Annotated in this window: 17 protein-coding genes; 7 read left to right on the top strand and 10 right to left on the bottom strand. The window is 30.3% G+C overall.

The features are described from left to right. The first annotated feature begins 33 nt into the window (after window positions 1–33). The 5 genes from pckA (at window position 34) to AB2B44_RS02925 (ending at window position 5,162) form a co-directional block, all read left to right on the top strand. Window positions 34–1,644 carry a phosphoenolpyruvate carboxykinase (ATP) gene (pckA, locus tag AB2B44_RS02945; protein ID WP_369048054.1) on the top strand — a complete coding sequence of 537 codons (1,611 nt, stop codon included), beginning with the start codon at window positions 34–36 and terminating at the stop codon, window positions 1,642–1,644. A 113-nt stretch (window positions 1,645–1,757) separates the two neighbouring features. Beyond that, window positions 1,758–2,348: a PhnA domain-containing protein gene (locus tag AB2B44_RS02940; protein WP_369048053.1), complete on the top strand. Its 591-nt coding sequence runs from the start codon at window positions 1,758–1,760 to the stop codon at window positions 2,346–2,348. A gap of 48 nt (window positions 2,349–2,396) precedes the next feature. Beyond that, entirely contained in the window at window positions 2,397–3,587 is a 1,191-nt protein-coding gene (locus tag AB2B44_RS02935; protein WP_369048052.1) for a molybdopterin molybdotransferase MoeA, read from the top strand. After that, window positions 3,587–4,063, top strand: a complete 477-nt coding sequence (moaC, locus tag AB2B44_RS02930) for a cyclic pyranopterin monophosphate synthase MoaC (protein WP_369048051.1) — start codon at window positions 3,587–3,589, stop codon at window positions 4,061–4,063. Before AB2B44_RS02935 ends, moaC begins: the two co-directional genes overlap by 1 nt. Beyond that, window positions 4,056–5,162: an NTP transferase domain-containing protein gene (locus AB2B44_RS02925; RefSeq protein ID WP_369048050.1), complete on the top strand. Its 1,107-nt coding sequence runs from the start codon at window positions 4,056–4,058 to the stop codon at window positions 5,160–5,162. Before moaC ends, AB2B44_RS02925 begins: the two co-directional genes overlap by 8 nt. A gap of 86 nt (window positions 5,163–5,248) precedes the next feature. Here the strand turns inward: AB2B44_RS02925 and AB2B44_RS02920 are convergent, their stop codons facing one another. From AB2B44_RS02920 to AB2B44_RS02885, 8 genes are all read right to left on the bottom strand, one after another. Then, complete coding sequence (locus AB2B44_RS02920) at window positions 5,249–5,671, bottom strand: molybdenum cofactor biosynthesis protein MoaE (protein WP_369048049.1); 423 nt, start codon at window positions 5,669–5,671, stop codon at window positions 5,249–5,251. Window positions 5,672–5,693: 22 nt separating this feature from the next. Continuing rightward, complete coding sequence (gene moaD / locus AB2B44_RS02915; protein WP_369048048.1) at window positions 5,694–5,936, bottom strand: molybdopterin converting factor subunit 1; 243 nt, start codon at window positions 5,934–5,936, stop codon at window positions 5,694–5,696. Between the two features lie 174 nt (window positions 5,937–6,110). Continuing rightward, complete coding sequence (locus tag AB2B44_RS02910) at window positions 6,111–6,500, bottom strand: DUF6168 family protein (RefSeq protein WP_369048047.1); 390 nt, start codon at window positions 6,498–6,500, stop codon at window positions 6,111–6,113. Next, entirely contained in the window at window positions 6,501–6,707 is a 207-nt protein-coding gene (locus tag AB2B44_RS02905) for an AtpZ/AtpI family protein (protein ID WP_369048046.1), read from the bottom strand. Continuing rightward, entirely contained in the window at window positions 6,691–7,113 is a 423-nt protein-coding gene (locus tag AB2B44_RS02900; RefSeq protein WP_369048045.1) for a polymer-forming cytoskeletal protein, read from the bottom strand. Before AB2B44_RS02900 ends, AB2B44_RS02905 begins: the two co-directional genes overlap by 17 nt. 23 nt (window positions 7,114–7,136) lie before the next feature. Further along, window positions 7,137–9,332 (bottom strand): tetratricopeptide repeat protein, encoded by a 2,196-nt coding sequence (locus AB2B44_RS02895; protein ID WP_369048044.1) that lies wholly within the window; start codon window positions 9,330–9,332, stop codon window positions 7,137–7,139. A gap of 222 nt (window positions 9,333–9,554) precedes the next feature. After that, window positions 9,555–10,238, bottom strand: a complete 684-nt coding sequence (locus AB2B44_RS02890; protein WP_369048043.1) for a hypothetical protein — start codon at window positions 10,236–10,238, stop codon at window positions 9,555–9,557. A gap of 33 nt (window positions 10,239–10,271) precedes the next feature. After that, window positions 10,272–10,610, bottom strand: a complete 339-nt coding sequence (locus AB2B44_RS02885; RefSeq protein WP_369048042.1) for a PadR family transcriptional regulator — start codon at window positions 10,608–10,610, stop codon at window positions 10,272–10,274. A gap of 144 nt (window positions 10,611–10,754) precedes the next feature. Here AB2B44_RS02885 and AB2B44_RS02880 point away from each other — a divergent pair, with 144 nt between their 5' ends. Further along, window positions 10,755–11,846: a 2Fe-2S iron-sulfur cluster-binding protein gene (locus AB2B44_RS02880; RefSeq protein WP_369048041.1), complete on the top strand. Its 1,092-nt coding sequence runs from the start codon at window positions 10,755–10,757 to the stop codon at window positions 11,844–11,846. A gap of 19 nt (window positions 11,847–11,865) precedes the next feature. Beyond that, complete coding sequence (locus tag AB2B44_RS02875; protein WP_369048040.1) at window positions 11,866–12,537, top strand: LysE family translocator; 672 nt, start codon at window positions 11,866–11,868, stop codon at window positions 12,535–12,537. A gap of 107 nt (window positions 12,538–12,644) precedes the next feature. Here AB2B44_RS02875 and AB2B44_RS02870 read toward each other — a convergent pair whose 3' ends face one another. Both AB2B44_RS02870 and AB2B44_RS02865 read right to left on the bottom strand, forming a co-directional pair. Next, window positions 12,645–13,391, bottom strand: a complete 747-nt coding sequence (locus tag AB2B44_RS02870) for a uroporphyrinogen-III synthase (RefSeq protein WP_369048039.1) — start codon at window positions 13,389–13,391, stop codon at window positions 12,645–12,647. Between the two features lie 11 nt (window positions 13,392–13,402). After that, entirely contained in the window at window positions 13,403–14,041 is a 639-nt protein-coding gene (locus tag AB2B44_RS02865; protein WP_369048038.1) for a DUF4271 domain-containing protein, read from the bottom strand. Between the last annotated feature and the right edge of the window lie 31 nt (window positions 14,042–14,072).

Here is a 14,072-nt window from a genome sequence, read left to right as displayed (position 1 = left end):
ACTTTTGTACTCTAAACAATTAAATTTATAGGAATGACACATCTAAATACGAAAACGATTTCGTTAAACGATTTAGGTATTAAAAATGCGACTATACGCTACCAATTAACTCCAGATCAATTACAACAAATAACTATTGAAAAAAACCAAGGTGTAACTACTGATTCAGAAGTATTAGCGATTAATACAGGTGAATTTACAGGGCGTTCGCCTAAAGATAGGTTTATTGTAAAAGATAATGTTACAAAAGATAAGGTTTGGTGGAGTGATATTAACATACCATTTGAGCCAGAAAAATTTGATAAACTGTACGATAAGGTTGTTGCTTATTTATCAGATAAAGAAATTTTTGTAAGAGATAGTTATGCTTGTGCAGATGAAAATTATAGATTAACAATTCGGGTGGTAAACGAATATCCTTGGAGCAATATGTTTGCCTATAATATGTTTTTGCGCCCTACAGAAGAAGAGTTAAATAACTTTACGCCAGAATGGACTGTAATTAATGCGCCAGGTTTTATGGCAAATCCAAGTGAAGACGGAACACGCCAACACAATTTTGCTATCTTAAATTTTGAAAAGAAAATTGCCTTAATTGGCGGAACAGGTTATACAGGAGAAATTAAAAAAGGAATTTTTTCTGCGTTAAACTTTATTCTTCCAGTATATAAAAATACGTTACCTATGCATTGCTCAGCTAATGTTGGTAAAGAAGGAGATACCGCTATTTTTTTCGGTTTATCAGGTACAGGAAAAACAACCTTATCTACCGACCCAAATAGAAGTTTAATAGGTGATGATGAACATGGGTGGACTGCCGAAAACACTGTTTTTAACTTTGAAGGCGGGTGTTATGCAAAAGTTATTAATTTATCTCAGGAAAAAGAACCGGAAATTTATAATGCTATAAAAAAAGGAGCTATTCTTGAAAATGTAATTATAGATGCAAATGGGCATGTAGATTATCAAGATACATCAATAACTCAAAATACACGAGTAAGTTATCCTATTTACCATATCGAAAATATTAAAATTCCGTCGATAGGTAAAAACCCTAAAAACATCTTTTTTTTAACTGCTGATGCATTTGGGGTACTGCCTCCAATTTCAAAACTAACGCCTAGTCAAGCGGCTTACCATTTTATATCGGGTTATACTGCAAAAGTTGCAGGAACCGAAGCGGGTATTACAGAGCCAACGCCTAATTTTTCAGCCTGTTTTGGCGCTCCTTTTATGCCGTTGCATCCAACCAAATATGCTGAAATGTTGAGTAAAAAAATGAAAGAAGCTAAAGTAAATGTATGGTTAATAAATACAGGCTGGTCTGGTGGCAAGTATGGTGTAGGTAGAAGAATGCCTTTAAAATATACACGAGCAATGATTTCTGCTGTGCTTGATGGGCATTTGGGTGATTATACCTATGAAGATTACCATATTCATTCTGTTTTTGGTGTAGCACAACCTAGAAGTTGCCCAGGGGTTCCTACAGAGTTATTAAGCCCCAGAGCAACTTGGAATAACGATGAAGCTTATTACGAAACAGCGTTTAAATTATCTAATGCATTTCGAGTTAATTTTAAACAATATGAAGCATATGCTAACGAAGAAATTCGTAGAGGAGGACCACAACGTTACGCATTTTAAAAAAAACGAAAAGCAAAATAATTTTTAACAGATTACAATCTGTTCGTTTTTGAGATTTGTATTATTCTAAAGATAGAATTTAATCTGTATTTTTACAGCTTAAAAATTACAAGATGAGTTTACAAGAAGATTTGCAAAAACGAAGCGGAAATGTATGTGAATTATGTACTTCGAATGCTGATTTATCAATTTATGAAATAAAACCTGTTTCGGCTACAGGTGTAGATAATACTGTTTTAGCTTGTAAAACATGTATAGATCAAATAGAAAATTCGACAGAAACAGATGCCAACCACTGGCGTTGTTTAAATGATGCAATGTGGAGTGAGTTTAGCCCTGTGAAAGTAGTTGCGTGGAGAATGTTGCATCGACTTAAAAATCAGGGCTGGCCACAAGATTTATTAGATATGATGTATTTGAACGATGACGAATTGCGTTTTGCTGAAGCAACAGGAGAGCATTTAGACGATAGTGAAAAAATTATTCATAAAGATTGTAATGGAACCGTTTTACAATCTGGAGATAATGTGGTGTTAATTAAAGACCTAAAGGTTAAAGGCTCTAGTATGGTAGCCAAACAAGGTACTGCGGTTCGTAAAATTTCTCTTGATCATGAAAATGCTAAATATATTGAAGGTAAAGTAGGGGGTACTCAAATAGTAATTATTACCGATTATGTAAAAAAGATGTCAGAAAAAGAGTAGGTGGATAAGAAAATATAGACGATATTAGAAAAAATCTATAGAAAAAAAATGATTTCTGTAAAAGAAGCTAGACATATTATTTTACAAAACATACAAGATTTTGGTACAGAAACCATCCCTTTTGTAGAAGCTACAGGTCGAATTTTAAAAGAAGACGTTGTTGCTGATAGAGATTTTCCACCATTTAACAGAGTGGCTATGGATGGAATAGCTATTAATTACCAGTTTTTTAAACAAGGTATTCGTGATTTTAAAATTGAAGGAATTCAGCCTGCAGGAAGCCAACAAAAAACAATGGTAAATATCGAAAACTGTTATGAAGTGATGACGGGGGCTGTTTTGCCTAATAATTGTGATACAGTTATTCGATACGAAGATGTTGAAATTAGTAATAATAAAGCTACCATATTAATTGATAAAATTACTAAAGGGCAAAACATACACATTCAAGGAAGTGATAAAGCAAAGGGGGCTCTTTTAATACCTAAAAACGCTGTTATTTCTGCTGCTGAAATAGGAGTGATAGCTACCGTTGGCAAATCAAAGATTACAGTAGCAAAACAACCTAAAGTTATCGTTATTTCTACCGGAGACGAGCTAGTTAATGTAGCTAGTGTGCCAGCTGCTCATCAAATTAGAAGAAGTAACGTGCATACTTTGGTTTCGCTTTTAGAACAGTTAAAGATTTCATGTAATAATAGGCATATTGTTGATAATGAAACAATTTTAAAAAACACTATTGAACAATATTTACAACATTACGATGTGTTGCTTTTTAGTGGGGCAGTCAGTAAAGGGAAGTTTGATTTTTTACCCAAAGTATTAGAAGAACTAGGGGTAGAAAAGCAATTTCATAAAGTAGCTCAAAGACCAGGAAAACCATTTTGGTTTGGGCAAACTAAAAATTGTAAAGTATTTGCTTTTCCAGGAAATCCAATTTCTACTTTTGTAAATTGTTTAGCATATTTTTATCCTTGGTACTATCAATCTGTTGGGTTAAAAAGAAGTGAGCAAACAGCAATTTTAAAAGAAGAGGTAACCTTTAAGCCTAACTTAACCTGTTTTTTACAGGTTAAACTCGAAAACGAGAATGGTTCGCTACTAGCAACTCCTATACAAACAAATGGATCGGGCGATTTAGCCAGTTTAGTTAAAGCTGATGGATTTATAGAATTACCTCAAGCCGAAAAAATTAAATTTGAAAAAGGCACTGTATATACGGTTATAACTTATAGATAATGAATACGTTTTCACATATAAACAAAGAAAATCAACCAAAAATGGTTAATGTTTCTGACAAAAAAATAACGAAACGAACCGCAATTGCCAAAGCAACAATGTTTTTAGGTACAGAAATTATTTCTCACTTCACCAACAATGAGCTTATTACAAAAAAAGGGCCTGTTTTTCAAACAGCTATTATAGCAGGTATTCAGGCGGTTAAAAAAACATCCGAAATTATTCCAATGTGTCATCCTTTGTTAATTAATGGGGTAGATATTGCTATAAAAGTTAGTAATTCAGAAGAAATTGAAACTACTTGTAAAGTAACTATTGAGGGTAAAACAGGGGTAGAAATGGAAGCGCTTACAGGGGTGTCTGCAACCTGTTTAACCATTTACGATATGTGTAAGGCAATGAGTCAAAAAATGGTGATAAAAGAAATTAAGTTGGTAGAAAAAACAGGAGGTAAATCGGATATTAAAAATGAATAAGCATCAAAAGCATACTGCTATAGCGAAAAGAGATAATGATAATTTTGCCCCTAATGAGGTAGCGTTTTTAGGTGCTAATTGTAGTGTAATTTCTAATTTAGTACATCAAATATCTCAAAAATTAACCAATTATAAATTGGCTTATATAGATGCTTCACATGCAAAAGATGTTAATCAACATAAATTAACTACGTTTACTTTTCATGTTAACGGTAATTTGCAAACCACTACGGTATTACCTTTAAATAAATATGAACAACGTATACGGTTTTCTGAGTTCGATTATCTGTTTATTAATGGAAATCATTTTGAAGGAGCAAAGCAAATTTTGATTTTAGACCCAGAAAAAGAAGCTTCTGTTTTAAAGAGGTTAAATCAATTAACCAAAATTCAGTTTATAATAAAACTAAAAGAAGACACTGCTTTTTTCCCTTTTTTAGAAGAAAAATATCCACATATTAAAAACATTACAACCTACACGATTGATCAAATAGATAAAATTAGTAGTCATGTTTATAATTTAATTCAAGAAAAAATAGCTCCAGTAAAAGGGTTAGTGTTGGTTGGGGGTAAAAGTACTCGAATGGGAACAAACAAATCAGCCCTTCAATATTATGATAAACCTCAAAAAGAGGTTGTAAAGAAATTGTTAGAAAACAATTTGTTAGACACGTATTTTTCGGTAGCAAATTCTTCTACAGACGAAAAAGATATTAATGATACTTTTTTAAATTTAGGTCCTTTTGGGGGTATTTGTTCTGCATTTCAAAAAGACCCTAATGCCGCTTGGTTGGTTTTGCCAATCGATGTTCCGTTTGTAGATGAAAAACTGATTAAACTTTTATTAGAAAAAAGAAATCCTTCAAAAATAGCTACCGCAATTAAAGCGAAAAACAAAGATTTTCCAGAGCCTTTAATTGCTATTTATGAGCCTAAAGCCTATTCTCGATTATTACAGTATTTAGCACAAGGATATTCTTGTCCTCGTAAGATGCTGATTAACGCTGATGTAGAAATTGTAGAGGTTGCCGATCAATTAGTTAGAAATGTTAATACGTTCGAAGAATATAAAGCGGCTAAAAAAGAAATTAATTTATAAGTATTCGTGTTAATAATCTAAATTGATTTTGTTTTAGAAAAAAACAAATACAGTTACAATTCTGTACAAAAGAGAATTCGAGTTATTTACGGATGTGCATTTACCCAAACTTCGCCGTCTTTGAAATACTCTTTTTTCCAAATAGGAACCGTCTTTTTTAAGGTGTCTATAGCAAATTGGCAAGCTTCAAAAGCGGCTTTTCTGTGTTTTGAGGCAACGGTAATTATTACAGCAATGTCGCCAATTTGTAACATTCCATGAGCATGGTGTATGGCAATTTTTTCGATATCAAATTTTGCTAAAGCGAGATTAGCAATTTTTTCCATTTCTTTAATAGCCATTGATTCATAAGTGGAAAAATCTAGTTGTAGAACTTCTTTTTCTTTAGTGTTATTTCTTACGGTACCAATAAAAGCAGCGATACCGCCACAATTTGGATTGGCAACAAAATTATAACACTTGTTTATATCGAGTTTTTCGGTGGTTATTTTAATAGATAGGTTTGACATAATTTGATAAAAACATAAAAAATTAACCTCCGCTTACGGGGGGTATAATAGCTATTACATCGTTTTCTTGTAATGAAAATTCATTATTTACATATTGTTCGTTTACCGCAATAGCATATTGATCTATATTTTGTAACTGAGGGTATTTTTTTTTAATCACCGATTTAAAAAAGGCGATAGTTGTTTTTTTTTCAACGTCTAGCGCCAAATCAGAACAGCCCATTAAATCGGTTGTAATGCCAAAAAATAATATTTTTATTTTCACGTTAACAAGTTTAAAGTAATCATGTTTGTTATAACAATGTTAGTAATAAATATGCTAATAGTAAGCAAATTTTGTTTTGACTCGAAGGTACACAATCTATTGTATACAATCTTAAATTTTAATCAATATTCATAATCTCTAGAGCAGTATATTTTTGTGCGACAGACTATATTTTTATGAATCGAGTTTTTGAAGCCATTTGCTTAAATTATAAGTTTCTAATAATAAACCTACGATATAGGGGGTAAAAAAAGCGAAAAATTCAGGTCTGCTAATGTTATTGTCTTGGGTGTAAGCAGGATAAAAAAAGATAAAAAATACAGTAAGTTTTAATAAGCTACCGATAAGAAATATAAATCCTAATTGATTTTTAAATTTATTTTTCAAAAGGTATAAAATTGCAAAAATTATAATTACTAAAAGGGTATTTAAAACATAAGATAATATAATTTTGTTTTCAAATAGTGGCAAGTTTAATGCCTTAAGAATAAGTATATGAATGCCAAAAACAATAGTGATTACACTGAGTATTTTAACGGTGAAATTTAAAAAAGGATTTTGCATTTAATTATTAATACGATTTACTTGTTTTATTACTAAATATAATGATATGGCAACCCCCAATAAGGTGGTAATAATAATATAAAGTTTTTTGCCATCATTATAAGTAGTGTCTAACCAATTACCTAGCAGTGAAAACAAATAGATAGTAACACCCATTTGAATTGCTATTCCAGAAAGTACAGCTACTTGTTTAAGAGGTTTTTTCAAATTTTTCTGGTTTTTTAGTGTCATTAATATTGATTTGTTTTCCTGATCCTTTCATGTTACACTCTGCGTTAAAAATAGCACCAGGTTCTACCGATAATTTACCAATTGTTATATTACCAGAAATATTTGCAGTAGATTTTATAGTAAGTACTTCTTCAACAATTAATTCGCCTATAAATTTACCTTCAATATCAGCATTGGTACAAGTTACATTTCCGTTTATCGAGCCATCTACACCAATTACTACACGTCCGTTTATTTTTAAATTTCCTTCAAGACTTCCATCTATTCTAAAATCACCATCTGATTTAATCTCTCCTAGAATACTGGTATTTTTCGCAACATTATTTCTTTCCATTGTTTTTTTTGAATTTTGTATAGCGTTGGTTGTTTCTTTTTTAAACATTTTTACTGTTAATTTTTGTAATATTATTCTAGTTGTTTTGCTATTTCTCGTGCCTTTTCTCCTTCAACAGTATTTGCGTAAGTTAACGCAACAAATTCCATTGCTTTTTTAAACTCTTCTTTGCTTTTATATTTGCCAAGAGCATAAGCTTTTAAAAGTTCAAATTTAGGAATTAATTCTGAACCTTGAATAGAGGGAATAGTTTCGTTAACTTTTAATACAACTTCTTCAAACCTATCCTTTTTATATAAATAATATATTTTTTCATAGGTTTTAGCAATATCATCTTCTAATGTGGCGGTAGTTACATCTTTATTTGGGTTTAAAATAATTTGCGCAAATTTAGACTTGGGATATTTTGTTAGGATTACATTTTTATACTGATTAGCTTTTGGATTGTTGATTTCAGAATAAATTTGATACAAGTGATAATTAATAGGTAAATCAAGATTTTTATCGGTATTAACCTGTGCCAATCGTTCTAAATTTTGGATGGCTAATGAGGTGTTTTTAAATTGCTCTTTATAAATTAACCCTAATTGATATAGGGCTTCATTTCTTTCGGTGGTTAGGCTGTCGATTACTTTTTTACTTTTTGGAACAGCATTTAAATAATTAGCTAATTCATCTTTTTTGTTACCGCTAGCAACTGTATTTGTATTGTTTAACGTTGTGTTGTTTAATATTTTGTCGGACCAACGCCAATTATCCTCTAAAGGGCGATTACCCCATATTTTTGCAAACTTTGCTTGCCCAATAGTTTTGGCTTGGTCATTGTAAAAATACCATTTACCTTGTTTATTGGTGTTTTTTATAGTGTTATTACTAAAAGAATTACCGCTAAAATTTGGGTTCGATTTTAGTTGAGTATCTTGGTTTTTAATTTCAGCAATATACTTTTCAAAATATTGTTTTTGCTCTTCTTTTGATAGGTTTGCTATATGTAAAATACTATCGTTGGTTTTTAATTGTGTTTCGTATTTGCTTAATAAAATTAAGCTTTTATGCTTTCTTTCAATTCGTCTAATTCGTTTTTCATTTTTATATTCATCACTAGTAACTTTCATTACGCTGTCGTAATACGAATTAGCTAAAATAAAGTTCGCTTTTTTAAAATAAGCATTTCCTAATTTTTCGTAGGTATATGTTTTTTGATAGTCGCTACCATTTTTAGCCTGTAATGATTTTTTATAATACGAAATCGCTTTTTTAACGCTATCTCTATTTTCTTCTAAAACACCTATTTGATAGTATAGTTCATCTAAATAAGGGCGGTTATCTCTGTTTTTAATGAGTTTTTCAAATGGTCTTATTAAGGTTGATGAAGAGTCTTTAGGGGTGTTTTTCGCCAATTCAATATTTGCATGAATATGATATTTAGAAGGTGCTCTTCTAAAATCGACTAATTTTTGAAATTCTATTCTTGCCGAATCTTTTAGGTTTAGTTCGCTATATATTTGCCCTAGAATAAACATATTTCGAGCAGTTTGCTCTTTATTATAGTGGGTTTGAGTTGCAAGTTTTAAATAGTCGATTACTTTTTTAATGGTGTCTGTTTTTTCATATGCCATCGCCATGGCTGTATATGCTTCTTCTTTTGTACGGCTATTAATTTTTTCTTTAGCATCTAAAACATCAAGTAATAAGCGTAGGGTTTCGATGGCTCGTTTTTCATTGGCTATTCGAATATTTGTTTTTGCTCTCCAAATTTTTGTTTCGTAAATTAAATCGGCTTGTGGATAGTTGGCAATAACATAGTTAAAGGCCTCTAAAGCAGGCACAAAACGTTGTGTGTAATAGCGCGCTTTACCTAGTAATAAATAAGCATCATCTATTTGTCCATTACGTTCAAAACCACCAATATACATAGAATGCTTTTGAATGGCTTTAACGGCTTTTTCTTCTGCTTTTTCAAAAGGAGTTAAATTTTTACTACTTTCTTCTTCTTTGTTTGTGGTTGGTGTAAATTTTGGAGTTTCAATACTATTTTCATCAAAGGTTATAGGTTCTATTTGAAGGCGTTTCCAAAAATTATCTTCATGTTTATTACGAATTTCTTCTAATCCTTTTTCATAAGCTTGTTCACCATTAAATAACACATTATATTTGGTGGTTACCGAATGAAAACTTCTATTTACAAAAGAATTTTTTTGCGTACTACACGCAAACATTATAGCAATAACAACTATAAAATAAACATAATTTTTTACCTGCTTCAAAATACCTAATATCTAAAATAAAAAAACTCTTATTTTTATAAATTATTGTCGATAAGAGACGTAAAAATAATGAAAGTTTTTATTTATGAAGAAAAATAACTTTCGAATTCTTTAAAGCCCGTAAAATTTGATTATGTTTTTTGGGTTTAATGTCTAATTTGTTAGTAAACACCCAGCATTGCCATAAAATTATAATTAAATACGTACTGTTATTTTTACAACTTAAATTAAGTTGTATTCGGGGTAGGTTTCTTGTAAAAGTTTTTTTGAGTTTTCTGGAATTACTTTGTTTATTATATAAAATGTTATAGTAAATAAAGTTGCTAAAGCAGCTATAAATATAATCCAATGTTCAGGTAATTTATTAAACTCTGTAATAATATTACTAAGATCGTAAGAATATATGAGAAACATAAATGACGAAAAACCATTTGCTCGGTTTATTATGGCTTCTAATAAAAATAATTTTTCTTTTTTTTGCTTTTCTTTCTTGTGTTTTACGAATTTATATAGTTGATATAGAATAGTTAATAATATAAAACCAGGTAAAATTTCTTTTGAAAAAGGCGTGTGTATAACAGTGTAAAAAAACATAAAAATAACAATTGTTAATATTACTTTGGGTAAGGCGAACCATTGTTTAACAAACTGCCAAATAATTTTTATATACTTTTTATTCATTTGGTTTTCTTTTGCGGCGATTATATCCATAAAACCAAAAACACCAAATTTTTTAAACGATTTATCTCTAGCTTGTTCAAACGATAAGTTTGGATTTTTCGCCCATATACTTTCTATGTCATTAGCCAAATGGTCAACTAGCTCAGTTTGCACATCATAATACTCTACAAAATGTTGGTGGGTAAAATGGTATAAATCTTGTATGTTTTGATTAGTGAGTTTCATGGGTTTGTTTTATGTGTTTTTGTCAATTCTATCTTACTCTATACTAAATTTAGGGTTTACCAATTGTTGCATTGTTTTTAAAAATAGTTGCATTTCAGCAAGTCTATTTTTGGTTTCTTTTGCTCCGTTTTCGGTAAGTTTATAATATTTGCGTAATCGGTTACCGATATTAATCACTTCAACATCTAATAGCCCTTGTGATTCTAGTTTGTGCAGGGCAGGGTATAGAGCCCCTTCGGTAATTTTTAATTCGCCTTGGGTTAGCTCTTTAACCTTTTGAGTAATTTCATACCCGTACATTTTATCATTTTGGGCGAGTAATTTTAAGATAATAGTTTGTAGTGAACCTTTATATAATTTTTGATTTGTCATTAAAAATAATGAATTATAGATGCATAACAAATATATGCATAATTTTCTTATGTATTTTGTTTTTGGCTGTTTTTTATGATATTCTGCTCTTTTTTTACATACAATTTAGCTAGTTTTGCAACTCTAAAAAATATTTTTTAAAAAATGAGCTCATTTCATCAACTTACAATTAAAGAAATAATAAAAGAAACAGAAAATGCGGTTTCTATTAGTTTTATTATTCCTGAAAGTTTAAAAGAAACTTTTTCTTATAAACCAGGTCAATATATTACCATAAAAAAAGAACTAGAAGGTAAAAAATTGCGAAGAGCTTACTCTATATGCAGTTCGCCAAAAAGTGGCGAATTAAAAGTAACAGTTAAAAAAGTTGAAAAAGGGTTATTTTCGGTGTTTGCAGCTACTCAGTTGCAAAAAGGTGATGTGTTAGAAGTGCATCCGCCTGAGGGTAAGTTTGTTATGCAGCTAGAACCTAATAAAAATTATATAGCCTTTGCTGCGGGTAGTGGAATTACACCTGTTTTATCTATGGTTAAAACAGTTTTAGAAAGTGAGCCTTCTGCTACTTTTACCTTGGTATATGGTAACAAAAATGCTGAGGATACTATTTTTTATAATGAGTTAAACCAATTAGCAGCAACGTATCCAACCCAATTTAATTTAGATTATGTTTTTAGTAGATCAAACAAAAAACCTAATTTATTTAAAACATTTTTTGGCAAAAAAAGTGATGCCAAAACATTATTTGGACGAATTGATAAAAGCATTGTAAACTTTATTGTAAAAAATAAATATAAAAATATAACTTTTGATAAAGCTTTTTTATGTGGTCCGGAAGGAATGATAAAAACTGTATCAAAAACTTTAGAAGGTAACGGATTTTCATCAGAAGATATTCTTTTTGAACTATTTACTACTGCTACTTCTAAAGAAGCGAACCCTGTTCAAGGCGGTGGAGGTGAAACGCAGGTTACTTTTTTACTAGATGGAGAAACTACTTCAGTAAAAATGCAGCAAACCGATTCTCTTTTAGACGTAGCTTTAAATAATAATTTAGATGCACCATATTCTTGCCAAGGTGGTATATGCAGTTCGTGTATGGCAAAAATTAAAGATGGTGAGGCAGTGATGGCAAAAAATTCTATTTTATCAGATGCAGAAATTAAAAAAGGATATATTTTAACCTGTCAAGCACATCCTACTACGCCTCAGTTAACAGTTGACTATGATGATGTTTAAAAAATAGTATTTTTCAATAATGGATTTTTCTACTTTAAAAAACGCGTTTTTAGTGGGTATATTTATGTCTTTTATGATAGGCCCAGTATTTTTTATGCTTATAAAAACGAGTATTTTAAAGGGGGCAAGAGCCGCTATTGCTTTTGATTTTGGGGTAATTTTAGGCGATATTTCTTTTATGCTTATTGCTTATTTTGGTAGTAGAGATTTGCTAGAAGAAATAAAAGACGATCCACGTTTGTTTTTAATTGGTGGACTTGTACTCATTATATATGGTCTAATTACCTACCTAGATAAAAACATAAAAAAAGAAATAGACCAAGAAGATATTAAAGTGCCCGAAGAAAACAATTACTTTAAATTAATATTAAAAGGATTTTTTTTAAACTTCATAAATATTGGGGTACTTGCTTTTTGGTTGGGGTTAATCGTGGTGGTAGGGCCTACCTTGCACATGAATTCTAATTACATATTTTGGTATTTAGCTACTGTAGTTTTAGCGTATTTTTTAACTGATTTAGGTAAAATAATCTTAGCCAAACAACTTAAAAACAGGTTAACACCATTGGTTATTTATCGTATAAAAAGAGCTATGGGTATAGTGCTAATTGTTTTTGGAGTTTTGTTAATGTTGAAAGGAATTATTCCGAGAGATAAAATAGATAACTTAATAGAAAAGGTTGAAAAGTAAGAATATCAACAAATAAAAAAGACACAAATCTCTTAAAGTAGTTTGTGTCTTTTTGTTTATCTTTAAATGAAGCTTTCTTGCGCCTAATTTCAGTGTATTGAGTGTTTTTAGCGCTTATTCACTTCTTTTATATATTTTTCTAAAGCCATTGTCATTGATGGTGTTTCAGGCGTTGGCGCAGCAATATCTACTCGTAAACCTTTGTTTTCTACGGCTTGAATAGTTGAGTTTCCAAATACTGCAATACGGGTGTTGTTTTGTTTAAAGTTTGGAAAGTTTTTAAATAATGAGTCAATACCTGAAGGGCTAAAAAACACTAAAACATCATAAAAAACATTTTCTAAATCAGATAAATCGCTTACCACAGTTCTGTACAAGTTAGCACGTTTCCAATTAACACCTAGTTTGTCAAGTTCTTCAGGAATTAATGGTTTTAATTTATCAGAACAAGGTAGTAAAAACGCTTCGTCTTTATGTTTTTTTATTTGTGGAATTAATTCAGGAAAAGTTCTTGAACCTACATAAATTTTACGTTTTCTATATACCACATACTTTTGCAAATAATAAGCAACAGCTTCTGATTGACAGAAATATTTCATGTCGTCAGGAACAGTAAATCGCATTTCTTCAGCAATTCTAAAAAAATGGTCTACGGCATTTCTGCTTGTTAAAATAATAGCTGTAAAGTTTTTTAAATCAATTTTTTGAGCTCTAACTTCTTTTACAGGAATACCTTCTACATGAATAAAAGAACGAAAATCTACTTTAACTTTTTGTTTTTCTGCTAAATCAAAATAAGGAGAAGTTTCTGTTTTTGGAGCTGGTTGCGAAACCAGTATAGTTTTCACTTTCATACAAATTTTATTTACTTATAAGCCACTTTATAAATAATTAGTAACGGAGCTATTTCAAGTGCACAAAGGTACAAAATAAAATAAAAAAAGTAATTTAATATCATTTTTTTATTATTACTAAAAACTAAAAAAAACCGTATCAAAAATAAAATAACAAAGGCGCTAGCTAGAAAAATGCGGTTTTTAAACCCATAAACATAAACAATAATAAAAGGGAAAAGTAATAAACTTAAGGTGTATACGTAATTGTATTTTGAAAATAAAAAATAACGAAAGTTGTTAAAAACGCCATATAGCTTTGCAAGTGAAAAATCAATAATTCCTCGTAATAAAAAGTAAGTGAAAAATAATAACGAAAATATTAGAAAAGAAACAAAACTAAGAGATTCATTTATTGGGTTTGTCATTAAAAATAAAAATAAAGACAAGCAAATCGCACTAAAAAGAAGCTGTAAAACAGAAAGAGGCGAAAAAATCGAAGGTTTTTCTTCCATTCTTTTTTCAATAAACCCAGTTAAAAAAAAAGAAAACATATACCTGTAAAATTTCGACGGTTGAAGGGCTTTTGTGTAAGCTAATAATAATAAGGCAAATAGCAACAGTAAAGTAATCCAGTTATTTGAAATAATTTCACGTTCGATAGCTTGCATAAGATGCATTAATAATAATTAAAACAAATTT

It is taken from the genome of Tenacibaculum sp. UWU-22 (assembly GCF_041021355.1).
GTDB lineage: Bacteria > Bacteroidota > Bacteroidia > Flavobacteriales > Flavobacteriaceae > Polaribacter.
Note: the sequence above shows the minus strand (reverse complement) of the source record. Positions and strands in the feature narration are given on the sequence as shown.